The following is a 25,094-nucleotide window of genomic DNA, read 5'->3' as shown; positions in this document are numbered from 1 at the left end:
TCGTGAGGCAAGTGTTTCCTCAACCAGCGCCGGGCTGGAGGTTGATCCTCCAGTCCGGCGTTTTTGGGTCTGAGGCTTTCACCTGGCCGCCATGGACCCGGCCCGGCCAATCGGTTATCCCGTGCGCAGCAGTCAATGGCGCAAGTCCCGCTTGGCGGATGCCCGCCTGCGAACTATACAACGCACGTTGAATTTTTATCCGGAGGACGCCCAAGGTGAAAAAAGTCTATGCGGATGCGGTTTCTGCTCTCGAGGGCCTGACCTTTGACGGCATGACCGTGATGGCCGGCGGTTTCGGACTGTGCGGTATTCCTGAAAACCTGATCCTGGCCCTGCGCGATAGCGGCGCGAAGGACCTGACCGTCATTTCCAACAATGCCGGGGTGGATGATTTCGGGCTGGGCCTGCTGCTGCATACCCGCCAGATCAAGAAAATGGTCTCGTCCTATGTGGGCGAGAACAAGACCTTCGAGAAGCAATACCTCTCCGGCGAGCTGGAGCTGGAATTCAATCCTCAAGGCACGCTGGCCGAACGCATCCGGGCAGGGGGCGCGGGCATTCCCGCCTTCTTCACCAAGACCGGCGTTGGCACGCTGGTCGCCGAGGGCAAGGAGCTGCGCGAGTTCGACGGCGAAACCTATGTGATGGAAACCGGCCTGAAGGCCGATCTCTCGATCGTGAAGGCGTGGAAGGGCGATAGCGAAGGCAATCTGGTCTTCCGCAAGACCGCCCGCAATTTCAATCCGATGATGGCAACCGCCGGCAAGGTGACGGTTGCCGAAGTGGAAGAGATTGTCCCGGTCGGCAGCCTTGATCCCGACCACATACACACGCCGGGCATCTTCGTTCAGCGCATTATCAAGGGCAGCCACGAGAAGCGCATCGAACAGCGCACCGTGCGCGCGGCTTAAGGGAGAGACAGATCATGGCATGGACACGCGACCAACTCGCCGAACGCGCCGCCAAGGAACTTGAGGACGGCTTCTACGTCAATCTGGGCATCGGCATTCCGACGCTCGTGGCCAACTATATCCCCGAGGATATGGATGTGACCCTGCAGTCAGAGAACGGCATGCTGGGCATGGGTCCGTTCCCGACCGAGGACCAGGTGGACCCGGACCTCATCAATGCCGGCAAGCAGACGATTACAGAGCTGCGCCGGACCAGCTATTTCAGCTCGGCAGACAGCTTCGGCATGATCCGCGGCGGGCATATCAATCTGTCCATCCTCGGCGCGATGGAAGTCTCCGAAAAGGGCGATATCGCCAACTGGATGATCCCCGGCAAGATGGTCAAGGGCATGGGCGGGGCGATGGATCTCGTCGCCGGCGTCCAGCGCGTTGTGGTCATCATGGAGCATACCGCCAAGGACGGCTCGCCCAAGCTCTTGAAAGAATGCGCCCTGCCGCTGACCGGCAAGGGCTGCGTTGACCGCGTCATCACCACCTACGGCGTGTTCGATGTGGTGGAGGACGGGCTGGAGCTGATCGAGCTGGCCGACGGCGTGACGCTCGACGACATCGCTAAATCCACCGAGGCCAAATACCGGGTGGCGGCGAAGCTGGCGGCTTAGGAGCGCCGGAATGGGGTTTGGTGGACGATACGGGCTTGGGGTCGCTTGCGTCATCGGAGCCGGCGCGGCGGCTGTCTCCATGGTGGCTTTGCTTGGAGCGCTTCTACCGCACGCACCGAGTGACACCGCCCGCAATCACCTCCTGCTGGCAACTCTTCTACCAGTCTTCGGGCTTGTCATAACCACGCTGTTAGCCGCTTCGGCCGTATTGTTTGAGGCAGCTAAAATCGGCCGGTTCTGGCTGTTGGCGCCGCAGCTGGCTTCCTCCGCCGTCTGCTTGATACTTCTTCTGTACATCACGCACCACGCCGCGATAGCGCTCGGTGAATGGTTTGATCAGGACGGCCCGAATTCGGAGGAAGTCGACTGGCTCATCCAGAGCGGACTCATCATCGCGCTAATTGCGGTGTTGGGCGGCGCAATCGCCATTCTGGTACAGCTCGCCAGACGGCGGATCCAGGCGCGATCCCGTGTCGATGATGATCCAGCGTTGGCCGCACCGCGAGGCGATGTCGAGCCCGACTAGTGCGTGACAGGCGCCCCCTAGTGATGCCCGCCGCCAAAGCGCATGCGTAGCCCGCCATTGACGATGAAGCCGTCGGTATGGGTCCAGGCATCCACCGTCCAGCGGCCATCGCCAGCGCGGGCAGGGCGCACCAGCGGATCATACCGGCTCTGGCGGATGTCCAGCAGGTTCTCCGCATTGAGGAAAAGGCTGACCCGCCCCAGATTGATCTCGCCGAGAATGCCCATCATCACAAACGGCTTTGAACGGGTGCGGTAGGGATTATCGTCCAGTTCCTGCGAGCCGGTATAGTATGCCTCGAAACCCACACGCCCGCGATCATGGTCCTCCCACATCGCCACGAAGCCGGCCGAATGGCGCGGGGTAAGCGGCGTGGTGCGCCGCGTGCCGGTCACCGGATCAGACGATACGGCATCGGTGAACATATAGCTCGCCGTCACCGTGATGTGGTCATAGCGGTAACGAAGGAGCCATTCTGCGCCTTGTGTCTGCGCGGTTCCCGGCGCGTTGATGATCTGCATCTGACTGGTGCCGTCGGGCAGCGTGACACCTGTTGGCACCAGCGCGGTCTCGTGGCGCACGCGTGACTGGAAGAGGATCACATTGGCTTCCAGCGGGCCAAAACGCCGCCCCACATCAAATGACAGCGTGTCGGCGCGTTCGGCCTGAAGCCCGGCCAGCGGTTCCAGCCGGGAGAGCCCGGTTTCCTCTATCGCGCCGACAAACGGCGTCGGCGCGAAATAGCCCTGCGCAGCGGAGGCGCGCAGCGTCCATGCGCCGGGGCGGTAGAGCGCGGCGATGCGCGGGCTGACGAACTCGCCATATTCGCTGTGGGAATCGGCCCGCGCGCTGGCGGAAAGCGTGAAGTCCGGCGTCAGTTCGATATCGTACTGGAAGAATGCGCCGGGCACGGTATAGCGATAGTTGAACGCGGCGAAATCGTCGGACGCGTAGTCATTGACCTCCACGGCAGCCCCGCCGACCAGCGTGTGAATCCCTGCGCTGCGGGTGAGGGAGATTTCGGCAAAGCCCGTCTGGTGCCGGTCGCTACCAGTCTCGCTACCGAACAGATGATCGTGGTCTGTGCGCATGGCCGATGCACGCACGCCCATCGTCAGCCCGTCATCCAGCGGCACATCGAGATTGAGGCCCGCATCGAAGCGCTGCGTGTCCAGCCCCTGCAGGAAACTGCCGCCGCCCGGCACGCTGGCACCCGGCATCGTGCCGCCCCGGCGGCGTTCGGTCATGGCACCGAATGTCACCAGCGCCTCGGCGCCGGATGCGCCCTGCCAGAACAGGCGCGGGCGCAGCGTGTAGCGCTGATAGGCGGGTATGTCGGCCCAGCCTATGCCATCGAGATCACGCCGCTCCTGCCAGTGCCCGCCAGCGGTCAGGGAATAGCTCCATGCCTCGCTCAAGGGTCCTGATGCGTAGCCCGTCACATCCTGTCCGCGCTGGCTGGTGATATTGGCAAGGACTTCGCCCTCGAATTCGTCCGATGGCCGACGCGAGACCAGATTGATCATGCCGCCCAGCGCCGAAGCCCCGTAGAGCGAGGACGCGGCCCCCTTGATGACCTCCACCCGGCCCAGATCGGTGGGCGGTATCTGCAACAGGCCGATGGAGCCAGCCTGTCCGCCATAAAGGGGCAATCCGTCCGCCAGCAGCAGGGTGTAGCGCTCGCTCATGCCCTGGACGCGGATGCCCGCAGACCCCAGCGCCGCAGAGCTTGCCTGCACCCACAGCCCGCCCGTCTCGGCCAGCAATATCGAGATATTGCCCGGCGACATGATGATCTTCTCCTCGATCTCCTCGCGGTCGATCAGTTCCACGCGGATCGGCTCGTCCTGCACCCGCCTGCGGGTTCGGGTGGCTGAGACAATGATGGTCTCCGGTTCATCGGCGGCGGCCTCGGCGGTCAGAAGCGGGAGCGGGCCAATGCCCGCGCCCAGCGCCAGTGCGGCGAGGCTCGCTGAAAGGCCGAAGAGGCGCTTTTGGGGGAGGGCGTGTGGGGAGGAGAATGCCATGCCGGTTATCCTTTTTCGGACTGATCCCGGACTTGCCGGAATCACATCGGCATGCATGCTGCGAGCTATAGTCGCTATAGGTTCAAGCCCGTCATGCAGGAAACATATGCCATCGGAGAACTGGCCCGCCGCACCGGCTGCCAGGTCGTCACCATCCGCTATTACGAACAGGTGGGCTTACTTCCCGAACCGGCGCGCACAGCTGGCGGTCACCGCGCCTATACGCCCGCTCATCTGCGCAGGCTGGACTTCATCAAGCGCGGACGCAGTCTCGGCTTTCCGCTCGCGGCGATATCAGGTCTCCTGGACCTGCTCGAAGACCGTGACGCCACCTGCAGCGATATCGATGCGCTGGCCGAGCAGCATTTGCACGAGGTGCGGGCCAAGATCGCGGACCTTCGCGCCATCGAGGCGCGGCTGGAAACCTCACTTGCCACATGCCGCCACGAGACGCGTGCCGAGTGCGCCGTCGCCGAGGCGCTGGTGTCTGCGGGCTAGTTTGCACGGGAATATCCGAATACAGGAGCGCCGGTCCTTTTCTCCCCCCGTTCACTGGGGGAGTGGTCCGAAGGGCCGAGGGGGAGATTGCACGAAACAAGCTCCCCCCTCCGTCAGCTTCGCTGGCACCTCCCCCGTAAACGGGGGAGGAAAACGCATTGCGCGTCCGGGGTTTCAATTATCTGGACGAGGGCGTTACCTCAACACACCGGCACGTTGACCGCGAGGCCGCCTTCGGAGGTTTCCTTGTACTTGTCGGCCATGTCGAGCCCGGTCTGGCGCATGGTCTCGATCACCTGATCGAGGCGCACCTTGTATTCGGCGTTGCCCAGCATGGCGAGGCGGGCGGCATTGATCGCCTTGATCGCGCCGATGGCGTTGCGCTCGATGCAGGGGATCTGCACCAGCCCGCCGACGGGATCACAGGTGAGACCCAGATTGTGCTCCATGCCGATTTCTGCGGCGTTCTCGATCTGCCGGTTTGAGCCGCCAAGCGCGGCCGCCAGACCGCCAGCGGCCATGGAGCAGGCAACGCCCACCTCGCCCTGACAGCCGGCTTCCGCGCCCGAGATCGAGGCGTTGAGCTTGTAGAGCGCGCCAATAGCCGAAGCAGTGAGGAAGAAGCGTACCATCGCGTCCTCATCACCTGGCTTCTTGCAATGCCGGTCGAAATAGCGCGCGACGGCAGGGATGATGCCCGCCGCGCCATTGGTCGGCGCGGTGACAACGCGGCCACCGGCGGCGTTTTCCTCATTGACCGCCATCGCCCACAGATTGACCCACTCCATGGCCGATAGCGGATCGCGGGTGGCGCGCTCAGGGTCTTCCTCCAGGCGGCGCTGCATGGCCGGTGCGCGGCGCTTCACCTTCAGCCCGCCGGGCAGGACGCCATCGCCCGCGACGCCGCGGTCTATGCAGTCTTCCATGGCCTGCCAGATGGTGGATATACGTGTCCGGACCTCTGCCTCGCTGCGAAAGGCCGTCTCGTTGGCCAGCATGATCTCGGGGATGGAAAGCCCTTCGCGGTCGCCAATCTCGATCAGCGTATTGCAATTATCGAACGGGTAGGGCTCGCCTTCCGGGGCTTCAGCGGCGGAATTGCGCCCGGCTTCGGCCTCGTCGATCACGAAACCGCCGCCAATAGAGTACCAGAGCTGTTCAGACAGCGTTTCGCCGTTCACGCCGAACGCGGTGAGCTTCATGGCGTTGGAATGGAAGGGCAGGCGCACCTTGCCGTCGAGCACCAGGTCTGTATCGAAGTCAAAACCTATCTGGTGACGGCCCAGCAGCCGGATCGTGCCGGAGTTTTCCACCTCTTCGATAATGCCGGGCAAGGCATCGGGATTGGCGGTTTCGGGATGTTCGCCCGCCAGACCCCAGATCAGCGCCTTGTCGGTGGCATGGCCGGAACCTGTCAGTGCCAGCGAGCCATAGGCTTCAGCCTTGACGCGGGTGATGGCCTCCAGCCCGTGCTCGGCATCAACGCGCTCCAGAAACAGGCGCGATGCCTTCATCGGGCCAACGGTGTGGGAGCTCGACGGGCCGATACCGATCTTGAAAAGGTCGAAAACGCCGAAATGCATCAATCACCAAGGCCGCGATCACGGGTGAAGGCATTAAAGCAGATGATGGTCTGCGTGTCCTTTACCCCTGAAATCGTTTGAACTTTCTGGTTCACAAAGCGGCCGATATCGGCTTCTGATTCCACGGCAAACTGGGCCAGCAGATCGAATGCGCCGGAGACCGAATGGACCTGCCGGGTCTCTTCGAGCGTATCGACCAGCGCCGAGGCGACATCATAGGTCTTGCCCAGCTCGCACTTGATGAAGATGTAAAACTGCCGCATCGGGAGCTTCCTGCCTGACTAGAGTGTGGTGCGCACGGTCCAGAGTTCCGGGAACAGCCGTAAACTCAGTGCCTTGACGAGATAGGATACACCGCCAGACCCGCCTGTGCCGCGCCGGAAACCGATAATGCGCTCCACCGTTTTCATGTGGTTGAAACGCCATTGCTGGAACTTCTGCTCCAGATCGACAAGTTTCTCTGCAAACTCATACACTTCCCACCATCTCGCGGTGTCCAGATACACCTCGCGCCACATCGCCTCCACATGGTCGTCAGGCTGATAGGCCTGCGACCAGTCGCGATCCAGCGCGGCCTGCGGCACGGCAAGCCCAGACCTCGCAGCGAGCCTCAATGTTTCATCATAAAGGCTTGGTTTGCCGAGCGCTTCCAGAACCATCTTGTGTGCCGCCGGGTCCGCTTCATGCACCTTGGCCAGCGCGGCATTCTTGTTGCCGAGGCGGTATTCCAGCGTGCGGTACTGCGCCGACTGGAACCCGGAACTCTGGCCCAGCGCATCGCGGAATTTCAGATAGTCTGACGGCGTCATCGTGGAGAGCACGGCCCAGGACTGGGTGAGCTGCTCCTGAATGCGGGCAATGCGCGCCAGCATTTTCATAGCCGGGCGCACCTCGCCGGACTGCACATGGGCGATGGCCGCCTCCAGCTCGTGCAGGCAGAGCTTAAGCCACAGCTCGCTCGCCTGATGGATGATGATGAACATCATCTCGTCATGCTCGGCGGTCAGAGGCGATTGCGCGCCCAGAATGCGTTCAAGGTCGAGATAGCGGCCATAGCTAAGCCCCCCTTCCGGGGTCCAATGTATCTGCTCGCCATCAAGGTTCACTGAAGTGGGAAAATGCTCGCTCATATGTCCGGTCTACAGGCGGTCAGCAGGGGCGGCAAGGCGTTCTGCTGGACATCGGCGCGTGCAGTTCTGCTTTCCGTGCCGGGTGGCGCAGTGTAATCATCCATACTGACACAACAGGGAGTATCCCCCTTGCGCCACCTTGTTCGATCGATATCCGCATTTGCGCCGATGGCCGCCGGTTCCATCCTGCTGGTAGCGGGCTGCAGCCCCGATGGTCAGACCGCGCAGGACAATCAGAACGCCGACGCGGCCAACGGCGCCAGTGTGACATTTGCCGTCGCCTACCGGGAACGTATTGCGCTGGGCGAGAACGCCATCGTTGAAGCACAGCTTCTCGCTTTCGAGCCGGGCAGTGACCGGCCTGAACTGGTAGCCGAGGCGCGCGAGCAGTTTGAAGGGCGTCAGGTTCCGATTGACCTGACGCTGACATACGACCCTGAAGCGGTAGCGACTGACCGCGAGCTGGCGGTGAGCGGCCGGATCCTTGATCCTGACAGTGCCCAGGTGTGGATTACACCAGAAGATGCCCGGTTTCCGGCCGGGAACCCGGCGGCAGACCTTGGCGTCATCATGCTGGTGCGCAGCAACCATGCGGCATCCGCCGACACGGCCTATCTGTGCGATGGCGGGCAAGCCTTCAGCGTGCACTATGATACGCCGGACATCACCCTCACCATGGGCGACAGCGCCTACACGCTGACGCCTGTGCCAGCAGCCTCCGGTGCACGGTTTGAAGCCAGCAGCGAAGAGGGTCCCCGTGGCTTCTGGAGCCGGGGTCAGGGCGCGCTGGTCCGCTTTGAGGAGGATGGCGAGTGGGTGGGATGCGAATCGAGCGCCTATCAGCCGGCCGCCGAGGAAGCCGAAGCCGCCGAGCCTGAACCCGGCCCGGCGGTCTATACCGCGCGCGGGAACGAGCCCGGCTGGATATTGCGCCTGTCAGGCAATGACGCGGAGTATCTGGGCCAGTACGGCGAAACGAGCATTTCAGGGCGCGTAACCGAACGCGGCGCGCTGAACGAAGAAACCAATGTGCTGACCGTTTCGGGTGATGACGGGCAAAGCTTCACCGTCCAGATCACCCATACGATCTGTCAGGACACGATGGCCGGCCTGTCCTATCCCGACACCGTGACGATAACGCTGGGCGATATGGAGAGCTATTCGGGCTGCGGCGGCGACGCCGAAAGCCTGCTGGTTGGAGAGGTGTGGCGGGTGACTCATATCGCGGGCGAGGAAGTGCCCGGCCCGCGCGCGGTCACGCTGGAGTTTGATGGCGAGGGCCGCCTGTCGGGTCAGGCGCCGTGCAACCGCTATTCGGCAAGCTACCAGATGACCGGCGAAGGCGTTGTACTGGGGCAGGGCGTTTCCACGCGCATGGCCTGCGCGGGCGATCTGATGCAGCTGGAAGCCACATTCCTCAGCATCATCCAGGGCTCGCTGCCCGCCAGCATCGATGAAGACGGTACGCTCAGCCTTGGCGAGGGGCGGATACTAGCGGTCCGGGATTAGGCGAGCGCCGTCTAACGCTCCGCCCTGATCCGCAGAATCTCTGCCTCGGCTGGCCAGAAGCCCGACGCGCCAGCACGGACAATTGCTTCCATGCGCGCTTCGGCAGCGTCGTTCTCGCCTGCCAGACGGTCGGCCATGGCAAGGGCGAACTGCTCTATCGCGCCCGGAAACGCCTCCATCTCCTCGCGGGCAATCTCGCCCTTGAAGAAGAGCGCGCCGCGCAGATAGTTGGCGTTCTCGATCAGCGGCAGTTCGGCGTGTACCGGCGCGAGCGCCGCGCGCGCTGCTGCGTCATCGCCCAGAAGGCTGTGACCGATATAGAGCCAGTAGGCGATGGCAACGCCCATATCGCCGGTCGGGTCGATCAGCAGGGGCTCATCGAGTGCAGCCTGCATGCCGGCCACCAGCGTTTCGAAATCGCCCACGGCAAAGCTGGTCTGGGCTCGGTAATAGTGCAGATTTGAGCGGAACGTGCCGAGCGGCAGGTTATAGGCGTTGGCGATGCCGTCCGGCTCGAAACTATCCTGCACGCCTTCCATCAGGTCCAGCGCGCGCGTGTAGTCAGCGATAGCGGCGTCAAACTGGCGGCTGCGTGCCAGATGGCGCCCGCGGAAGCGCAGGAGCTTGTAGCTGTCAGGAAACAGTTCCAGCCCTTGCGTGAACGCATCAACGGCGTCCTCGAAGCGGCCAAGATAACCGAGGCGGCGGCCCACCCAGATGTATGAGTCCTCGCGGTGAGGCGCGAGTTCCAGCGTGGCGCGCGCAATCGCCAGATCGAGCTCCAGCTCCGCGCGCAGTTCGGGCGAAAAGCCCGGCTCGCTCAAAGGCGTGCCAATAAGCGTCTGGCCCTCGCGCAGGGTTTCACCTGCAGGGGCGAGGGCGGCATCGCGGTCGGCAATCTGGGCTTCCAGCGGACCTGCTGCCAGCAAGAGCACGGCAGCGACGGCAGTAGACATTCGGATCGGCATGGCCAGCACCTTTCAAATGAGCAGTCAGGCAAGGGGATGCCCTGCGCCGCCGTTGAAGGCAGCGCAGGGCACAGGCAATAGTCTCTAGGGGGTCTCGCCCGGGAAAAGCGTGGCCCAGTCAGCTTCCGCCTGGATACGGGCGAAGAACGACCAGCCATCGACATTGATTGACCGGCGATACCATTCCTTCGCCTCGTCACGATGCCCTTGCAGCAACAGGTAGTTGGCGAGGGTGAAGGCGGTTGACGACGCCGCCGCCGAGGCGTTGGAGAACGCCATGCCGGTATCTTCATCGCTGAAGAAGGTGTCGAAGTCGCGCTCGCCCTTGAAGAGCTGGATGCCATCGAAATAGAAATTGCTTTCGATGTTCGTGCTCAGGTCTTCGAGCGCGTAGGTGTAGCTGTCGAGCAGGTCGCGGGCCGCAAAGAAATCACCGGCACGGGCCAGCGAGATATACTCCCAATAGACCGCCGCAGTGACGCTCACTGGATCATTCACGCCCACAGCCACCTCATGCGAGCGGTTAAACCAGTGCGCCGCTTCGCGGTACTGGTTGGATGCGAAATAAGCCTGGCCAAGGTGATAGTAGAGGTAGAACTGCACCACGTCCGGGGTGGACGGGAAGTAGTCCGGGCCGAGCAGCTCACGCTCAAGCGGCATGTTTTCGTAGAGCTCGGCCGAACGCAGCCCCTCAGCGATCGAGGCGTCAAAATCGCGAAGCGTGAAATAGCGGTGTGCGCGGTGACGGCGCAGCTTGGCGTTTTCCGGGAAGCGATCGATGGCCGCGCTATAGACCTCGATGGCCTCGCGGAAATAGCCCTGATAGGACAGCATGCGGCCATACCAGGTGGCCGTGTCCGGGTTCATGTCGGCCATATAGGCGTCATACGCCTCCTGGGTCGCGCGCTCGAACGCGCTCGGATCGGCCAGATTCATCGTCTCGGCCGAGCGGGTGTAGAGGCGTTCGCCCAGAAGCGATTCTGTCTGGTAGCTGGTGCCTTGCGGAATGCTTTGCGCACTGGCTGGCGTGCCGGCGAGGGCCAGAGCGGCCGCACCGGTGATAAGCAGGGTCTTGAAAGTCATGGTCTGCCCTTTCTTCGGGTTGAGGAAGCTAGCTGGTTCAGGCCGCGTCGAAACGCACGCCCTGAGCCAGGGGAAGGTCGGTTGAGTAATTGATCGTGTTGGTGGCACGGCGCATATAGGCTTTCCAGGTGTCGGAGCCGGACGCGCGGCCGCCGCCGGTTTCCTTCTCTCCGCCAAACGCGCCGCCAATCTCTGCGCCGCTGGTGCCGATATTCACATTGGCGATACCGCAATCACTGCCGAGGCTGGAGGTGAACAGTTCCGCCTCGCGCATATTGTCGGTGAAGATCGCCGAGGAGAGGCCCTGCGGCACCGCATTATTCATCGCGATGGCCTCCTCGATATCACGGTAGCGCATGACATAGAGGATCGGGCCAAAGGTTTCGGTGTGCACGATGGGCGTTTGCGACGGCATCTCCACCAGGGCAGGGGCCATGTAGGCCGCATCTGGATATTTGTCGGCCAGCATACGCTGACCGCCATGCACGGTGCCGCCTTCGGCGCGGGCCTGATCGAGGGCCGCATTGAACATGGTCATCGCCGGAAGGTCGATCAGCGGCCCCGCATGCACGCCGTGTTCCAGCGGATTGCCGATACGCAGCTGGCTGAAGGCGCGCTTGAGCTGGGAGACCAGCTCGTCATGCACGCTTTCGTGGACGATCAGGCGGCGCATGGAGGTGCAGCGCTGACCGGAGGTGCCTGCCGCCGAAAAGGTGACACCGCGAAGGACGAGATCGCGATTGGCCGAGGGGGTGACAATCGCTGCGTTATTGCCGCCAAGCTCAAGGATCGAACGGCCAAGGCGCGCGGCGACGGTGCTCGACACGTTGCGGCCCATCTTCGTGCTGCCGGTGGCGCTGATCAGCGAGACACGAGGATCGGCCGCGAGCTGTGCGCCGATATCGCCGCCGCCAACCAGCATCTGATGCAGGTGAGCGGGCGCTTCGGGGAAATCTTCGCAGGCGCGCGCCAGCAGGCCGGCACAGGCCGATGCCGACAGAAGCGATTTTTCCGACGGCTTCCAGATCGCCGCGTTTCCGCAGGTCAGCGCGATCATCGTGCCCCACGACCAGACGGCGACGGGGAAGTTGAACGCGCTGATCTGCGCGAATACGCCCAGCGGATGCCAGGTTTCGGCCATGCGGTGATTGGGACGCTCGGTGGCGATGCTCAGGCCGTGCAGCTGGCGCGACAGGCCAACGGCGAAGTCACAGATATCGATGACTTCCTGCACCTCGCCGCGCGCTTCATCCAGCGTCTTGCCGCAATCGAGCGTGACGAGGCAGGAGAGCGCTTCCTTGTGATCCCGGCAGAGATTGCCGAAACGGCGGATGAGCTCGCCCCGGCGCGGGGCCGGTACCGCGCGCCACTGGCCAAAGGCCGTCACCGCGTTCGCGATGGCAGCGCCCGTGGAGGCCGCCGATTCGGGCTTCATGGTGCCAATCAGCGACCCGTCCACCGGCGTGCTCACGGGCAGGCCGGCCCCGGTGCCAAACGGAACTTCAAGACCCATCGCAGCGAAAGCCTGATGCGCCAGCTTGGCAGGTTCGAGCGAAATCACCGCTTCATCAGCGGCAAAGTGACTTTGTGTATCAGGCATATAGCCCGCCCCAATTCTGGTTAGTGTGGTTCATTTCGCTTGCCAGCCGCCAGCGCCAGTCGTATCTGACCGGCCCACTGGCACCCGTCTCGCGGATTGAACTTTTCCTATCGGAAAGTTTTCTATGCGTCAAATGCGTAACAGAATGGACTTGGCGGATCGGCATTGCTGTATACATTTGACGCATTACACATCGGTAATCCGGCCAGCCAACACGCTGGCGGATAGCTAGGCTTAATCGCTGACGCAGGGACACCTCTCTGCCGCCAGCCACCGCAGACGGACCGGCGCGAACAAGGCGTGAACACTGGGCAGGGCAGACATGAGCAATACGCAGGATTACCAGAACATCATCAATTCCAATCGCGTCCAGCCGCCTGCGCGCCGCCGGGCCGGCGGGATGGCTCTGGGCAAGCATGTGCGCCAATTGCGCAAGGCCAAGAACTGGACGCTGGAAGAAGCCGCCCAGCGCACGGGTCTTGCCGCATCAACGCTGTCCAAGATCGAGAACGATCACATGTCGCCCACGTTCGACGTCGTGCAAAAGCTCGCTGACGGCTTCGAAATCGACATCACACGCCTGTTCGATACAGAGACGGGTCTGGAAGCATCAGGGCGCCGCTCGGTTACGCGCAATGGCGATGGCAAGCTGATGGAAACGGCGGTCTATGCCCACCGCCTGCTGGCTTCAGACCTGATGAACAAGCGGATTTTGCCATTCCGCTCGGTCATCAAGGCGCGCTCGATTGACCAGTTTACCGACTGGCGCGGCCATCAGGGCGAGGAGTTCCTGTACGTCCTGGAAGGCGAGGTACTGTTTCACACCGAGCATTACGCCCCCGAACACCTCAGGGCTGGCGACAGCATCTATATCGACAGCAATATGCGCCATGCCTGCGTCTCCATCAGTGAAGACGACGCCGTGGTTCTGTGGATCAACACGGCCTGAGCGTCACCTGACACCCCCGCCACCCCACGGTCCAGCCGAACCGCCCGCTTGCGGAGCAGTCTGGCCCGAATCGCGGGCAGGGGGGCTTGCCAGCGCCACAATATCTCTCTCATATTATTTCCGATAAGAAATTATATGAGGGCTAAGTCATGCAGTTTTCACGACGCGGTTTTCTCACCGCATCCGTGCCCGCGGGCCTGACCGCGCTAGCGGCCGGCTCGGCTGCGTGGGGCCGGGCGGGGCGCTACGATGGTGCCAGCGCACCCTTCGCTTTTGATGCCATGGGCGAGCTGCGCCTGGAGTACGGGGATGATCTGCTGACAGCGATTCGCGCCAGCGGCCTCTCGGCGATTACGGTCACGCTCGGCGACCCGCGCAAGTATGAGGAAGACGCCTATCGTGACGCCGTAGAAGCGCTGGACGCCTACGATTCCCACATCGCCGAAAACCCTCACTGGTTCATCAAGGCGACCCGCGCAGAAGACGCCGAACAGGCCCATCGCGACGGCCGCATCGCCGTGTTCTACCTGTTCCAGAACTCGACCCAGTTCGGGCGTGACCTGGACCGCGTGAACGCGTTTTACGACCGGGGCGTGCGGTCGGCGCAGATCACCTATAACGACCAGAACTGGGCCGGTTCGGGGTGCTGGGAGCCCAATGATGGCGGCCTCAGCCTGTTCGGCCACGCGCTGGTCGAGCGCATGAATGATGTGGGCATGCTGATAGATGTGTCTCATGCCGGCATGCGCACCATGGCCGAGACGGTGGCGGCTTCATCTGTGCCGATCATCAACTCCCACGCATCGTGCCGCTCGGTACATCCGCACATTCGCAGCACCACGGACGAGAACTTGCGTGCCGTCGCCGAGCGTGGCGGCGTCACCGGCATCTGCCAGATCCGGCCCTTCCTCACCGACCTCCGGGCAGGGGCGATAGATGCCTATTTCGCGCACATAGATCATGCCGTGAATATCTGCGGCGTTGAACATGTCGCCATTGGCAGCGACCGCGATCACCGCGTGATAGAGATGAGCGAGGAGTATCTCGAATCGCTTCGCCGGGAGATGGGCGCAGCCTTCAACGAAGCGGACTGGCCCCTGTTTATCGACGAGCTTAATGGCCCGGCCCGGATGAATGTCATCCGCGACGGTCTGATCGCGCGCGGCTACAGCCAGGCTGATACCGACGCCATCATGGGCGGAAACCTGTTGCGGCTTTATCGCGACGTCATCGGTTGATTGACGATTTGATGACACCGGGCTTGATCATCTAAAAAATTTACGATAGGAAATTTTTTAGATGATCGGCTGATTACCCAACCGACATCACTGTCGATGTATGAATCGGGGAATATCATGAAAAATATACTGCTCGCCCAGGCGGGGATGGTGGCGCTGGCCACCGCGAGCGTTACAGGGCTGGCTCCGGCCGTCATGGCCCAGGCGCCCAACGACTCATCCGCACGCTCACAGGTGGAAGTCATCACGGTGACGACCGGTACGCGCCGTCAGGGCCGCACCGACACCCAGAGCCTCGTGCCAATTGACGTCATCTCGCCGGACGAACTCGTTTCGACCGGCTATGTGGATGTCAATGATGCGCTGCGCACCTCGGTGCCGGCGTTCAACGTACAGCGCCTGCCGCTGAACGACGGCTCGTCCTTCGTGCGTCCGGCTACGCTGCGCGCCTCTCCGGCTGACCACGTTCTGCTTCTGCTGAACGGCCAACGCCGCCACCGCTCCTCGGTGGTGCAGATCGGTACCGGTCATGCCACCACGTCCGGCTCGCAAGGCCAGGACTTCAACATGATCCCGCCGATCGCGCTGGGCTCGATCGAAGTGCTGCGTGACGGCGCATCGGCCCAGTACGGATCTGACGCCATCGCGGGCGTCATCAACATGAATCTGCGCGACAGCAATGAGGGCGCGACGCTGAGCGCCCATGCCGGGCGGTTCTATGATGGCGGCGACGTGGTCGATCTGCAGGGCAATATCGGCCTGCCGCTGACGGCCAACGGCTTCATCAACCTGTCCTTCCAGCTCACCGAGGAAAGCGGCACCTATCGTCACGGCCCGCACGTGGGTGCTGAAGCGCTGCGTCAGCAGGGTGTGCCGAACGTGCCTGCCCACCCGGTCAATCTGGGTGATCCGGCCTATAGCGCGATCAAGACGTCGTGGAATGCCGGCCTTGATCTGGGCAATGGCATGGAAGGCTATCTGTTCGGTAACGCCGCGATCACCGACAGTGAGGTGGGCTTCTTCTACCGTCAGTCCATCGCCGCCGGTGGCCTCGGCCAGCACGCCTCCTACGCACCGTCCGCCTTCCAGGGCACGGCGGCGCACCCGGAACAGTTTGACCTGGCGGCCATCTATCCGGGCGGCTATGTCCCGATCTTCGGCGGTGAGCAGACCGACTTCTCGACCGTAATCGGCATTCGCCGCGCCGAATCGGAAAGCTTTGGCTGGGATCTGTCCGGACGCTGGGGCCGCAACGAGATCGACTACCGCATCTCTGACACGATCAACGCCTCGATGGGCGTGAATTCGCCGACCAGCTTCCGTCCGGGCAGCCTGGCTCAGCGCGAATACCAGCTCAATGCCGACTTCTACAAGTCGTTCAACGTTGAGGGGCTTGCCAGCGAGCTCTTCTTCTTCGGTGGTCTGAGCTATCGCAACGAGGCGTACACGATCGGTGTGGGCGATCCCGCCTCCTACCGTGCCGGCCCGCTGCAGGATCTCCCCGTTGGTGCCAACGGCTTCCAGGGCTTCAGCCCGGATGCTGCCGGTGAGTTCGAGACCGACTCCTTTGCGGCCTATCTCGAGCTGGAAGCCGACATCACCGACCGCTGGACCTTCTCTGCTGCCTTGCGCTTTGAAGACTATGAGGCGTTCGGCGACAATCTCAGCTACAAGCTGGCGACCCGCTTTGACCTGACCGACAATTTCGCCATTCGCGGCGCGGTCAGCACGGGCTTCCGGGCTCCGGCTGCCGGTCAGCTGTTCGGCCAGAGCCAGACCTCCCAGCTCGACCAGGGCAATTTCGTGCTCGACGCCGTGCTGGTGCCGGGCTCGCCTGAAGCGGCGATCTTCGGCTCCACTCCGCTGGTACCGGAAACCTCCACCAGCATTTCGGGCGGCTTTGTCGTGACGGCCGGCGCGCTGTCAGCCACGCTCGACTTCTACCAGATCGACGTGGATGACCGCCTTCTGCTGAACGACGCCATTGCCACCACGCCGGCCCAGCGCGCGCAGCTTGCCGCGCTTGGCTACCCCAACGGGGCGGGCGTACAGACGGTGCGCTACTTCCAGAACCGTCTGGATACCCGGGTACGCGGCTTTGACCTCGTGACCTCCTATCTGTTCGACTGGAATAACGGCCAGACGACCAATCTGAGCCTGGCTGCCAACTATAACGAGCAGATCCTGCGTTCTGACCCGGCGGGTATCTTCAGCCCGGCCAAGGTGCAGGAGTTTGAACGTGGCACGCCGCGCTGGCGCTCCAATGTCACGCTCACGCACTCCGTGGCTGACTTCGAGCTGATGGGCCGTGCGGTCTATTACGGCACGTGGCGCCGCCTGGATGGCGCGACGAACTTCCTGCCGCGTGACGCTGAAGTGCTCTACGACGCGGAAGTGCGCTATCGCGGCTTTGAAAACGTCACGGTCACGCTGGGCGGACGTAATCTGGGCAACACCTACCCGCCGGGCCGTGGTCCGGGCCTGGATGCCTTCGGCATGATCTATGACAACCACTCCGTATTCGGAACCAGTGGCGGCTACTACTATCTCGGCCTCAGCTACGACTTCTAGAATACGTGCCTGATCAGGGGGGCAGGGCAGGCCGCAAAGCCAGCCCTGCCTTCTGGCAACAGGCCGTTTGTGGCCGGCGTCCATCCCGACGGACCCAAAGCGCCGGTTCACAAACTGCCTGTTCCTGAACTGACCTGTTCCCCTTCGGGTCAAGGCAGAACGGAAAAAGGCCTGCACGGCAACGCGCAGGCCTTTTTCTGTGGCCGGGGAGGGCGCTACACGGCGAAGCGCAAGATCGCGGCCATGTCGCCGCCGCCCGGCAGATCGCTCCTGCGAACCCCCAGAACCCGTGCGCCGCTGGCCAGCGCCCGGCCGGCAATCTCGTCGACAACGCCGTAGGTCTGCGTGCTTGCCTCTTTGGCAAAGCTCACCGCGCCGGTCTCGTCATCAACGGTCCCGGCGACAACGGAATCGATATCGACCAGCAGCGTATCGACAGCGCCGAACGTGGCCGCGCGGGCCGCGTCCGACACATCTGCCGTCGCCCGGCCTTCTCCGGCACGCTTGTCGTAGAGCGCCTTGATGTCCTTGATGTTGCGTGCGTATTCGGCGTCCAGAACGCTGCGCGCCGACTGGGCAAGCTCGCCGTCATTGATGCGGTCAGGGCTGTCCTCGATGCCGTCCGGCAGCAGGTGGGGATAGCTGCAGACAGACCGGAATACCGACGCCAGCCGCCCGGTCGCGGCCAGGATCAGCGGCGTTTCCCGCCCCGAGAGGAAGGGGCGCAGCGCCGCATCGACCTTGCGGGCATATTGCTGGAAGCGGACATTCTGGCCTTCAGAGCCATGAATGCGTCCGCTGGCCGAGCGGTCATTGAGCGTGGACTTGCCAGCAGAGCTCGCCGCGTCCTTGGGCAGATTGTCAATTTTGATCGTTGCGGGCGGCAGGTCAGCATGCACCTCCACCAGCCGCACGGCATTCTCCGACAGGGCGAGAATATAGGCCGAATGCGGGAAGGAGACCGCGCGCAGCAGCGGTTTGAGATGAAACCGGTCAGACACCTCCACCATGGAGGTCAGCTGGTTGGCCAGGCGGAAGGTCTGCAGCTGATCGGGCGTGGCCAGAATGGCAAGGCTGTTGGCCTGCAGGCGCCAGAACTCCTCATCGGCCGCCACCGCTTCGATCTGCTCCATCAAAGCCGCCAGACGCCGCTTGTCGAACCCGGCTGCCTCCAGCTGCTCGCGCGCCTTCTTCGCCAGATTGCCAAGCGTGATGAGCGACGCGCCGCTGTCCTGCGTCAGCGGTGTGGTCTCAAGATAGATCGACACGCAGGCATCACTGCGAACGGCGTTGAGCCTGGCGATGTCGGCGCGGGTGGGGATATCGACGTGGAGCATTCAGCATTTTCCTTGCATTGGTTCGCGGGGGAATGGTCTTCACCCATGTGTATAGCGCGTCACCGCGCCGCAAGGCGGGGCAAAGAGACTTATGCGCTGACAAAACGCCGCGGGGCGGGGGTGGAGGGGGAACTTCCGGAAAATGGCGGGGAGTGGCGGAGGGCTGAACACTGATCCCGTGGTTATTCCATTCCTCTCCACGGGAGCCTAGCCAATCGCGTTTGTGTCCCTCCAAGGGCGATTGGTTGCCCCGGCCCTCGTGGCCGGGGCTTCATTTTTAAGCTTCAAGGCATCCTTCTAATTGAACCAACCTTCAAGGTCACCACTAATCAAACCATATATAATTGTAGCAATTAAAGTTCCAATCGCTGCTGACAATATTGACAGCAAGCTGGCCCCCCCACTTATCTAACCCTTCTGCATTCTTTTTATTGGGGTCAAATTCAAAATTATATATGAATTTATTATGTATTTGGGCAAATAAGAACAAAATCATTACAACAACAGCTGAGAACCCTACTCTCTGGAAATATGTAGACAGTCCCGGCAGGGCAGAAATTGCACCAACTAATATAAATAGATTCAAGGCTATTCCATATTTGCGGTAATGAGTTAAAGTGAATTGTTCGAATTGCTTCAGATAATTATGTAAATTTGTTGCCTTTCCGGACGCCCATGATTCTTGAACGCTTTGAGTCCGAATTGTATTGATTCCATTCGAAGAAAGTTCAATTGTAACGTTCTTATTTATCCCATAGGCTTCGTGTTCTTGTATGGATATTTTTAGATATTTTAATTTTTGTAAATTATGTATATTGTAAAAATCTTCTGAGTAAACACTCCTTTCGTTTCCATTTTCGTGATAAGTAATGACCGCTTTTTTATGTGTAAAATCCTTGATAATTTGATTTATGAGATTTCTGATGTCATCAGCATACAATCGAATTGCGCCAACTGTTCGGGTTGATGCGTATAATTGCTCAGGGATGTTTTCGGAATTATTCGGGCTTCGTTGTTGGTTGTGGGGGTAAAGCTCAAATGTTCCGCCCGAACCAATCGTGGACGTCCATTCACCGACAATAGAGCCTAGAGGGGTAAGTTCGCCGGTAATCGTGAGCACGCCGAATTCGACGTTATTCTGAGGCTGTCCATAAACCGTGCCTTCGAGTGAAAGCTTGCTTCCGGTGAACGTTCCGGCCAACCGATAGACAACAAGCCCTAGTACCGTGTCGTTGAACCGGGCTACGCCTGTTAAAGCCTCGTTCGAGCCTTCAAGCGAAACTGCCAAGTTCCCGGTATTGGTGCCGTAAAGGCGACCGTTCCAATTTCTGTTGATATTGGCCATATATGCCCCCAATCCGGGACTACCAAACCCCGGACCTGCGCAAAGGTCAACGTCAAGCAGACCCCGGCCCAATGATGGCCGTTATGTTGGTCGGGACGCCAATCATTGCCCTAATTAATTGAAATATATAGATAAATGGCGGAGGGGGTGGGATTCGAACCCACGGTACGGTTTCCCGCACGCCGGTTTTCAAGACCGGTGCCTTAAACCACTCGGCCACCCCTCCGGCGGCGCGCATCGTTTAGCCGCTTAACGCGCCGTCCCGCAAGCGCAATTGCCCGCTGCGCTCCTGCCGCCGCATCTGCCCCGCCGGCGGGCGGCAGGGCAGGGGCGGGCGCGCTAGTCCTCCCAGCCCCAGGGGGCAGGGGGCGCATCCACAGCCTCTGACAGGTCGAACTCCACCCGGAAGGCGCGCTCGGTGCCGAGGCGCTGGACGAAATAGACAAAGCGCTCGCCGGGATGGACCTCCATCATCCACACATTCGGCCAGGAGCCGGGAATGACGGTGTTGCTCTGGTCATCGGCCGGGAAGATGCGCCCGTGCGGCCCGCCTTCGCTGGGCGAGAACCCGCCATACATGGTCACATCATCATCGCTGCCATCATCATGGCGGTGGTCGTGGCGCAGCTCGATACGGCCATCATCGTGGCGCGTCAGCACCCAGGTGCGCGACAGATCATCACCGACCACGAAGGGGATGCGGATGCGGTTTTCCTCGCAGGCGCGCACATGCATGAACAGGGCTTGCCCCTCAAAGCTGGTATCGCCCTCCGGCGCGCGCAGCAGCTCGCCCTCGAACGCCTGTCCGCACAGCGCGTTCAGCCGGTCCCAGAACCCGTCCTCAGCCGCCGCCGGAGCAGCCAGCCCCAGGGTCAGTACCGCCGCCGCCGCGGGCGCGAAAAATCGTGTCATGTCCGGTCCTTTCCATGTCGGAATGCCATCATGGAGGCATTCATGCCGTTCACGCAAACAGCTGGGGTGAAGTGCAACCTTTTGTTTAGCAACCAAGGACTAAGCTCTTGCCGAAGTGTTTTGGAGTGTGGGGCTTTGCCGGAAAACACTGCCGGAGAGAGAAGGCGGCTGGAAGTGCTGCGCGTCCTCGTTGTGGACGACAACACCCATATGGCGTCCATTCTGCGCACCGTCCTCAACAGCTTTGGCATCCGCCATGTGGACGAGGTGCGCGGCGCGGTCGAGGCGCTGGAACTGATCCGTACGCGCTCCTACGATTTCGTCCTGCTCGATTACAACATGCCGATCCTGGACGGGATCGAGCTTACGCGTCTGGTCAGGACCGGGCGTGATCATAGCCAGCAAATGGTCCCGATCATCATGATCACCGGATTTACCGAGCGTTCGCGCGTAATAGCCGCGCGCGATGCGGGCGTCACCGAAGTGTGCGTGAAGCCGGTTACCGCGCGCGATCTGTGGAACCGGATTGCCGAGGTCATCAATGCGCCGCGTCCCTTTGTGCGCTCGAAAAGTTTTACCGGACCAGACCGCCGCCGCCATAAGGATGTCGAATTTACCGGCGACGAAAGACGTCACGCGAAAGAGCAGGCGGCCTGACCGCCACAGCTTCCATTGCCTCTCACCGATTGCCGCTGCGCCCAGCGCCTGCTACTGACAAAGCCTCCGGGCGGGCAGGGCGCAAGGATGGCCGATGAGTTCAAGCCGCATTCCATGGCTATGCGTATGTGCCGCAATGGCTGGCCTTATGGTGGCGGCCTGTTCGCAGACCGGTGAACCGGCCCGCCCCGCCATCGCCGCATCGCTCGCCGCCGGCAGCTCTGCCCATGTCGTCGCGATTGCCGGCAGCACCGCGCCCGATCCGCTGACGCAAACGCCGCGCCGCAGCCAGACGGGTCTTGCCTCCTGGTATGGCGAGCGCTTCCACGGCCGCCTGACCGCCAGCGGCGAGGTGTATGATATGCACGAGTTGACGGCCGCGCATCCGGACCTGCCCATGCGCAGCCTGGCGCGTGTCACCCGGCTGGATACGGGCGCGAGCGTGGTGGTGCGTATCAACGACCGGGGACCGTTTGTGGAAGGGCGGATAGTGGATCTCAGCCGCGCTGCCGCCCAGGTTCTGAACCTTATCGAGGATGGTCTAGCGGAGGTGAGGGTGGAGGCGTTCGGACCCGCCGATCCGCATGACCGCGCCGCCGTATCCGGCTTCCTGCCCCGGCGTCGTACCGCCAGCGCGCGCGGCGCAGCGAACTAGCCTGCCTGCAACCTGTGCGCCCGTCTGGACGAGAGGCGCGGCGCACGGTTTTATGGATTGCCCCTGTTTATCCGCTGATGCTGGAGAGCCAATATGGCCCGTCTTGTTGCCGCACTTGCCGGTCTGTTTCTTGTTTTTGGCGGGCTTGCCGCCGCGCAGGAGCCTGTCTTCCAGACTTCGGCCAGCCACGCCCTGATCATGGACTATGAGACCGGAGAAATCCTGTTCTCCAAGAATGGCGAAGAACCGATGCCGCCATCGTCCATGAGCAAGCTGATGACGGCCCTTATGGTGTTCGAGGCGCTGGAAGCTGGCACTCTGTCGATGGACGATGAGCTGCCTGTCAGCGTGCGTGCCTGGCGCGAGGGCGGGGCGGCGTCGGGTGGCTCCACCATGTTCCTTGAGGTGAATAGCCGCGCGCGGGTGGACGATCTCCTACGTGGTATCATCGTCCAGTCGGGCAACGATGCGTGCATCGTGGTCGCCGAGGCGATTGGCGGCAGCGAGGAAGCCTTTTCCGACATGATGACGCGCCGCGCCCGCGAAATCGGACTGGAAACAGCGAATTTCCGCAATTCCACCGGTCTTCCGGCAGAAGGCCATGTGATCTCGGCGGCCGATCTGGCGCGTCTGGCCGCGCACATCATCCGCAACCACCCTGAATTCTATCAGCTCTATAGCGAGACCACTTTCACCTATAACGGCATCCGCCAGGCCAACCGCAATCCGCTTCTGGGCGTGTTTGACGGGGCTGACGGCCTCAAGACCGGCCACACCAGCGAGGCGGGTTATGGCCTGACTTCCTCGGCCGTGCGTGGCGGGGAGCGGCGCATCGTGGTGTTCAACGGCACGGCGTCCATGCGCGAGCGCGCCAACGAGGCCGAACGCCTGATGCGCGCCGCCTTCTCCGATTTCGTGATGGTGGATCTGGCTGCGGCGGGGGCGGAGATCGGCAGCGCGGACGTCTATATGGGCGCGAGCCGCAGCGTCGCCCTGCGCACCGCCGCGCCGCTGCGCGCCGCCATGCACCGGCGTGAGCGCGACCGGATGCGCGCCGAGATCGTCTATGAAGGGCCGCTGGTTGCGCCGGTTGCCGCAGGGGATGAAGTGGCCCGCCTCGTCATCACCATGCCCGATGGCCGGACGCGCGAATACCCGCTGGAGGCGGCTGAAGATGTGGCGCGCCAGGGCATGGTTTCGCGTGCGATGAGCGCGCTGGTCAATCTGGTCGCTGGCTGACGCCGTCCATGGCTCGCGGACGCTTCATCACGCTGGAAGGCGGGGAAGGGACAGGCAAGTCCACACTCGCCGCCGGACTGGAAGAAGCGCTGGGCCAGCGCAGTATCAGCGTGGAGCGCACGCGCGAACCGGGTGGAACGCCGGGCGCAGAGGAAATCCGCAAGCTGCTGGTCGAAGGCGCCGGAGACCGCTGGACAGCCACCAGTGAGGCCCTCCTGTTTTTTGCCGCCCGCCACGACCATGTGGAGCGCCGCATCAAGCCCGCGCTCGATGCCGGGCGCTGGGTGATCTGCGACCGGTTTTTTGACTCCACAACAGCCTATCAGGGCGCCGCTGGCGGTCTGGACGGCGAGACCCTCGACCAGCTGCGCCGCCTGACGCTGGGTGATTTCACGCCCGATCTCACGCTGATACTCGATCTTGACCCCGAAGCCGGTCTCGTTCGTGCCGGCTCCAGAGGGGGCGGCGAACAGCGCTTTGAAGGCAAGGGGCTGAGCTTCCACCAGCGCCTTCGGCAGGGCTTTCTGGATATTGCTCGCGCAGAGCCGGAACGCTGCGCCGTCATCGATGCAGGCCAGCCGGCCGAACAGGTGCTGGCCTCTGCGCTGGCTGTCATCGAGCAGCGTCTGGGGTGGCCGCAATGAGCGATGACGCCCTGCCAGAAGCCGATGCAGAACCCGGCCTGCCACATCCGCGCCATGTCCACACACTGGTCGGCCACACCGAGGCCGAGGAGGCGGCGGCATCCGCCATCCAGTCTGGCCGTATGCACCACGCCTGGATGATTACCGGCCCCAAGGGCGTCGGCAAGGCGACGCTGGCCTGGCGTATGGCAAGGCGGCTTCTGGGCGTGAAGACCGACCCTTCAGCCCCGCTGGCGCATGCCGGCGCAGACCCGGTAAACCAGCGCATGGAGGCGCTGTCCCACCCCGATCTGTTGCTGGTGCGCCGCCCCTATGACGAACAGCGCAAACGGCTCAAAGGCGAGATCACGATCGAGGAGGCGCGGCGCATCCCGTCCTTCTTCTCGCGCCGTGCGGCAGAGGGCGGCTGGCGGGTCGCCATCATCGATAGTGCTGACGAGATGAACCGCAATGCCGCCAATGGCTTGCTGAAAAGTCTTGAGGAGCCGCCAGAACGTGGAATCCTGATACTGGTCGTCACATCGCCCGGCCGTCTGCCTACGACCGTGCGCTCACGCTGCCGCCGCCTGCATCTGCGCGCACCTGATGAGGCCGCCTGCGCGGAATGGCTGGTAGACACCCACAAGATAGCGCGCGATGAGGCCGCGCTGCTGGCAAAGCTCGCCAAGGGCGCACCGGGCAGGGCGCTCGCCTTTCATACAAGCGGGCTGGCCGATATGCAGCGCGATCTGGCTGCTGCTTTCGGCGCATCAGGCCGGCTGGACCAGAGCGGTATCGAGAAGCTTGTTGGCAAGGCAACCGGCACAGACAGCCATCAGGCGCGCGCCGTCCTGTTCGACATGATGGCTGGAGAGGGCGCACGGCGCGCCAGGGCAGCCGCAAGCGCGGGCGACGCCGCGCAGGCCGGACGCTGGGCGGAGGCATCGCGGCGCATTACCAGCCTCGCGCGTGAAGCCGAAACGCTCTATCTCGACCCCAGGCAGAGCCTTCTGGCCGCGTTTTCCCTGCTGGATGACGCCGCCCGGCAGTCTGCCGCCTGACGCTGAACAG

At 62.5% G+C, this 25,094-nt stretch carries 23 protein-coding genes and 1 tRNA gene; 13 read left to right on the top strand and 11 right to left on the bottom strand.

Annotated elements, in window-relative coordinates; translation table 11 throughout:
• Nucleotides 1–215: 215 nt before the first annotated feature.
• The 3 genes from ACQ5ID_RS04965 to ACQ5ID_RS04955 all read left to right on the top strand — a co-directional run bounded on the left by ACQ5ID_RS04965 (nt 216) and on the right by ACQ5ID_RS04955 (nt 2,099).
• Nucleotides 216–911: a CoA transferase subunit A gene (locus ACQ5ID_RS04965; protein WP_429911357.1), complete on the top strand. Its 696-nt coding sequence runs from the start codon at nt 216–218 to the stop codon at nt 909–911.
• Between the two features lie 14 nt (nt 912–925).
• Nucleotides 926–1,573, top strand: coding sequence for a CoA transferase subunit B (locus tag ACQ5ID_RS04960; protein ID WP_429911356.1), 648 nt, complete (start codon nt 926–928; stop codon nt 1,571–1,573).
• A 79-nt stretch (nt 1,574–1,652) separates the two neighbouring features.
• A complete protein-coding gene (locus ACQ5ID_RS04955; RefSeq protein ID WP_429911355.1) occupies nt 1,653–2,099 on the top strand; it encodes a hypothetical protein in 447 nt (148 codons plus the stop codon).
• A gap of 17 nt (nt 2,100–2,116) precedes the next feature.
• On the opposite strand, the gene ACQ5ID_RS04950 is transcribed toward ACQ5ID_RS04955, so the two are convergent.
• Nucleotides 2,117–4,126 carry a TonB-dependent receptor plug domain-containing protein gene (locus ACQ5ID_RS04950; protein ID WP_429911354.1) on the bottom strand — a complete coding sequence of 670 codons (2,010 nt, stop codon included), beginning with the start codon at nt 4,124–4,126 and terminating at the stop codon, nt 2,117–2,119.
• A 93-nt stretch (nt 4,127–4,219) separates the two neighbouring features.
• On the opposite strand from ACQ5ID_RS04950, the gene ACQ5ID_RS04945 reads away from it, so the two are divergent.
• Nucleotides 4,220–4,624 (top strand): MerR family transcriptional regulator, encoded by a 405-nt coding sequence (locus ACQ5ID_RS04945; RefSeq protein WP_429911353.1) that lies wholly within the window; start codon nt 4,220–4,222, stop codon nt 4,622–4,624.
• A gap of 200 nt (nt 4,625–4,824) precedes the next feature.
• Here ACQ5ID_RS04945 and ACQ5ID_RS04940 read toward each other — a convergent pair whose 3' ends face one another.
• From ACQ5ID_RS04940 to ACQ5ID_RS04930, 3 genes are read right to left on the bottom strand one after another with little or no spacing between them, the layout of a single operon-like run.
• Nucleotides 4,825–6,207, bottom strand: coding sequence for an L-serine ammonia-lyase (locus ACQ5ID_RS04940; protein WP_429911352.1), 1,383 nt, complete (start codon nt 6,205–6,207; stop codon nt 4,825–4,827).
• On the bottom strand, nt 6,207–6,470 hold the full coding sequence (locus ACQ5ID_RS04935; protein WP_188451058.1) for an Lrp/AsnC ligand binding domain-containing protein: 264 nt from the start codon (nt 6,468–6,470) through the stop codon (nt 6,207–6,209). The genes ACQ5ID_RS04940 and ACQ5ID_RS04935 overlap by 1 nt, the downstream gene beginning before the upstream one ends.
• A gap of 18 nt (nt 6,471–6,488) precedes the next feature.
• On the bottom strand, nt 6,489–7,337 hold the full coding sequence (locus ACQ5ID_RS04930) for a tryptophan 2,3-dioxygenase (RefSeq protein ID WP_429911351.1): 849 nt from the start codon (nt 7,335–7,337) through the stop codon (nt 6,489–6,491).
• Between the two features lie 129 nt (nt 7,338–7,466).
• On the opposite strand from ACQ5ID_RS04930, the gene ACQ5ID_RS04925 reads away from it, so the two are divergent.
• Complete coding sequence (locus tag ACQ5ID_RS04925; RefSeq protein ID WP_429911350.1) at nt 7,467–8,846, top strand: META domain-containing protein; 1,380 nt, start codon at nt 7,467–7,469, stop codon at nt 8,844–8,846.
• Between the two features lie 11 nt (nt 8,847–8,857).
• On the opposite strand, the gene ACQ5ID_RS04920 is transcribed toward ACQ5ID_RS04925, so the two are convergent.
• From ACQ5ID_RS04920 to amaB, 3 genes are all read right to left on the bottom strand, one after another.
• Nucleotides 8,858–9,814 (bottom strand): tetratricopeptide repeat protein, encoded by a 957-nt coding sequence (locus ACQ5ID_RS04920; protein WP_429911349.1) that lies wholly within the window; start codon nt 9,812–9,814, stop codon nt 8,858–8,860.
• A gap of 84 nt (nt 9,815–9,898) precedes the next feature.
• Nucleotides 9,899–10,897 (bottom strand): hypothetical protein, encoded by a 999-nt coding sequence (locus ACQ5ID_RS04915; RefSeq protein WP_429911348.1) that lies wholly within the window; start codon nt 10,895–10,897, stop codon nt 9,899–9,901.
• A 37-nt stretch (nt 10,898–10,934) separates the two neighbouring features.
• Nucleotides 10,935–12,410, bottom strand: a complete 1,476-nt coding sequence (amaB, locus tag ACQ5ID_RS04910) for an L-piperidine-6-carboxylate dehydrogenase (RefSeq protein WP_429911421.1) — start codon at nt 12,408–12,410, stop codon at nt 10,935–10,937.
• Nucleotides 12,411–12,819: 409 nt separating this feature from the next.
• Between amaB and ACQ5ID_RS04905 the strand changes: the two genes are divergently transcribed.
• The 3 genes from ACQ5ID_RS04905 (at nt 12,820) to ACQ5ID_RS04895 (ending at nt 17,255) form a co-directional block, all read left to right on the top strand.
• On the top strand, nt 12,820–13,446 hold the full coding sequence (locus ACQ5ID_RS04905; RefSeq protein WP_429911347.1) for a helix-turn-helix domain-containing protein: 627 nt from the start codon (nt 12,820–12,822) through the stop codon (nt 13,444–13,446).
• Nucleotides 13,447–13,595: 149 nt separating this feature from the next.
• Complete coding sequence (locus ACQ5ID_RS04900; RefSeq protein ID WP_429911346.1) at nt 13,596–14,684, top strand: dipeptidase; 1,089 nt, start codon at nt 13,596–13,598, stop codon at nt 14,682–14,684.
• Nucleotides 14,685–14,801: 117 nt separating this feature from the next.
• Complete coding sequence (locus tag ACQ5ID_RS04895; protein WP_429911345.1) at nt 14,802–17,255, top strand: TonB-dependent receptor plug domain-containing protein; 2,454 nt, start codon at nt 14,802–14,804, stop codon at nt 17,253–17,255.
• A 215-nt stretch (nt 17,256–17,470) separates the two neighbouring features.
• Here the strand turns inward: ACQ5ID_RS04895 and ACQ5ID_RS04890 are convergent, their stop codons facing one another.
• From ACQ5ID_RS04890 to ACQ5ID_RS04875, 4 genes are all read right to left on the bottom strand, one after another.
• Nucleotides 17,471–18,592 carry a hypothetical protein gene (locus ACQ5ID_RS04890; RefSeq protein ID WP_429911344.1) on the bottom strand — a complete coding sequence of 374 codons (1,122 nt, stop codon included), beginning with the start codon at nt 18,590–18,592 and terminating at the stop codon, nt 17,471–17,473.
• A 325-nt stretch (nt 18,593–18,917) separates the two neighbouring features.
• Complete coding sequence (locus ACQ5ID_RS04885) at nt 18,918–19,937, bottom strand: hypothetical protein (protein ID WP_429911343.1); 1,020 nt, start codon at nt 19,935–19,937, stop codon at nt 18,918–18,920.
• Between the two features lie 136 nt (nt 19,938–20,073).
• Nucleotides 20,074–20,163, bottom strand: a tRNA-Ser gene (locus ACQ5ID_RS04880).
• 113 nt (nt 20,164–20,276) lie between these two features.
• Entirely contained in the window at nt 20,277–20,849 is a 573-nt protein-coding gene (locus ACQ5ID_RS04875) for a hypothetical protein (RefSeq protein WP_429911342.1), read from the bottom strand.
• 135 nt (nt 20,850–20,984) lie between these two features.
• Between ACQ5ID_RS04875 and ACQ5ID_RS04870 the strand changes: the two genes are divergently transcribed.
• The 5 genes from ACQ5ID_RS04870 to ACQ5ID_RS04850 all read left to right on the top strand — a co-directional run bounded on the left by ACQ5ID_RS04870 (nt 20,985) and on the right by ACQ5ID_RS04850 (nt 25,084).
• Nucleotides 20,985–21,506, top strand: coding sequence for a response regulator (locus tag ACQ5ID_RS04870; RefSeq protein WP_429911341.1), 522 nt, complete (start codon nt 20,985–20,987; stop codon nt 21,504–21,506).
• Between the two features lie 136 nt (nt 21,507–21,642).
• Nucleotides 21,643–22,161 carry a septal ring lytic transglycosylase RlpA family protein gene (locus tag ACQ5ID_RS04865; protein ID WP_429911340.1) on the top strand — a complete coding sequence of 173 codons (519 nt, stop codon included), beginning with the start codon at nt 21,643–21,645 and terminating at the stop codon, nt 22,159–22,161.
• Nucleotides 22,162–22,254: 93 nt separating this feature from the next.
• Nucleotides 22,255–23,400: a D-alanyl-D-alanine carboxypeptidase family protein gene (locus ACQ5ID_RS04860; RefSeq protein ID WP_429911339.1), complete on the top strand. Its 1,146-nt coding sequence runs from the start codon at nt 22,255–22,257 to the stop codon at nt 23,398–23,400.
• A gap of 8 nt (nt 23,401–23,408) precedes the next feature.
• On the top strand, nt 23,409–24,044 hold the full coding sequence (gene tmk, locus ACQ5ID_RS04855; protein ID WP_429911338.1) for a dTMP kinase: 636 nt from the start codon (nt 23,409–23,411) through the stop codon (nt 24,042–24,044).
• Nucleotides 24,041–25,084, top strand: a complete 1,044-nt coding sequence (locus ACQ5ID_RS04850) for a DNA polymerase III subunit delta' (protein ID WP_429911337.1) — start codon at nt 24,041–24,043, stop codon at nt 25,082–25,084. The genes tmk and ACQ5ID_RS04850 overlap by 4 nt, the downstream gene beginning before the upstream one ends.
• The last annotated feature ends 10 nt before the right edge of the window (nt 25,085–25,094 follow it).

The sequence above is a fragment of the Glycocaulis sp. genome (assembly GCF_050485565.1).
GTDB lineage: Bacteria > Pseudomonadota > Alphaproteobacteria > Caulobacterales > Maricaulaceae > Glycocaulis.
The sequence above is the reverse complement of the archived record's forward strand: the minus strand, read 5'-3'. Positions and strand labels throughout refer to the sequence as shown.

Excerpts from the sequence above, each read along its gene's own strand:
- amaB (WP_429911421.1), bottom strand. The coding sequence starts at position 12,410 with ATGGGTCTTGAAGTTCCGTTTGGCACCGGGGCCGGCCTGCCCGTGAGC.
- ACQ5ID_RS04920 (WP_429911349.1), bottom strand. The coding sequence starts at position 9,814 with ATGCCGATCCGAATGTCTACTGCCGTCGCTGCCGTGCTCTTGCTGGCA.
- tmk (WP_429911338.1), top strand. The coding sequence starts at position 23,409 with ATGGCTCGCGGACGCTTCATCACGCTGGAAGGCGGGGAAGGGACAGGC.
- ACQ5ID_RS04905 (WP_429911347.1), top strand. The coding sequence starts at position 12,820 with ATGAGCAATACGCAGGATTACCAGAACATCATCAATTCCAATCGCGTC.
- ACQ5ID_RS04935 (WP_188451058.1), bottom strand. The coding sequence starts at position 6,470 with ATGCGGCAGTTTTACATCTTCATCAAGTGCGAGCTGGGCAAGACCTAT.
- ACQ5ID_RS04850 (WP_429911337.1), top strand. The coding sequence starts at position 24,041 with ATGAGCGATGACGCCCTGCCAGAAGCCGATGCAGAACCCGGCCTGCCA.
- ACQ5ID_RS04940 (WP_429911352.1), bottom strand. The coding sequence starts at position 6,207 with ATGCATTTCGGCGTTTTCGACCTTTTCAAGATCGGTATCGGCCCGTCG.
- ACQ5ID_RS04865 (WP_429911340.1), top strand. The coding sequence starts at position 21,643 with ATGGCTGGCCTTATGGTGGCGGCCTGTTCGCAGACCGGTGAACCGGCC.
- ACQ5ID_RS04955 (WP_429911355.1), top strand. The coding sequence starts at position 1,653 with ATGGTGGCTTTGCTTGGAGCGCTTCTACCGCACGCACCGAGTGACACC.
- ACQ5ID_RS04945 (WP_429911353.1), top strand. The coding sequence starts at position 4,220 with ATGCAGGAAACATATGCCATCGGAGAACTGGCCCGCCGCACCGGCTGC.
- ACQ5ID_RS04860 (WP_429911339.1), top strand. The coding sequence starts at position 22,255 with ATGGCCCGTCTTGTTGCCGCACTTGCCGGTCTGTTTCTTGTTTTTGGC.
- ACQ5ID_RS04895 (WP_429911345.1), top strand. The coding sequence starts at position 14,802 with ATGAAAAATATACTGCTCGCCCAGGCGGGGATGGTGGCGCTGGCCACC.
- ACQ5ID_RS04960 (WP_429911356.1), top strand. The coding sequence starts at position 926 with ATGGCATGGACACGCGACCAACTCGCCGAACGCGCCGCCAAGGAACTT.
- ACQ5ID_RS04875 (WP_429911342.1), bottom strand. The coding sequence starts at position 20,849 with ATGACACGATTTTTCGCGCCCGCGGCGGCGGCGGTACTGACCCTGGGG.
- ACQ5ID_RS04930 (WP_429911351.1), bottom strand. The coding sequence starts at position 7,337 with ATGAGCGAGCATTTTCCCACTTCAGTGAACCTTGATGGCGAGCAGATA.
- ACQ5ID_RS04900 (WP_429911346.1), top strand. The coding sequence starts at position 13,596 with ATGCAGTTTTCACGACGCGGTTTTCTCACCGCATCCGTGCCCGCGGGC.
- ACQ5ID_RS04890 (WP_429911344.1), bottom strand. The coding sequence starts at position 18,592 with ATGCTCCACGTCGATATCCCCACCCGCGCCGACATCGCCAGGCTCAAC.
- ACQ5ID_RS04915 (WP_429911348.1), bottom strand. The coding sequence starts at position 10,897 with ATGACTTTCAAGACCCTGCTTATCACCGGTGCGGCCGCTCTGGCCCTC.
- ACQ5ID_RS04885 (WP_429911343.1), bottom strand. The coding sequence starts at position 19,937 with ATGGCCAATATCAACAGAAATTGGAACGGTCGCCTTTACGGCACCAAT.
- ACQ5ID_RS04950 (WP_429911354.1), bottom strand. The coding sequence starts at position 4,126 with ATGGCATTCTCCTCCCCACACGCCCTCCCCCAAAAGCGCCTCTTCGGC.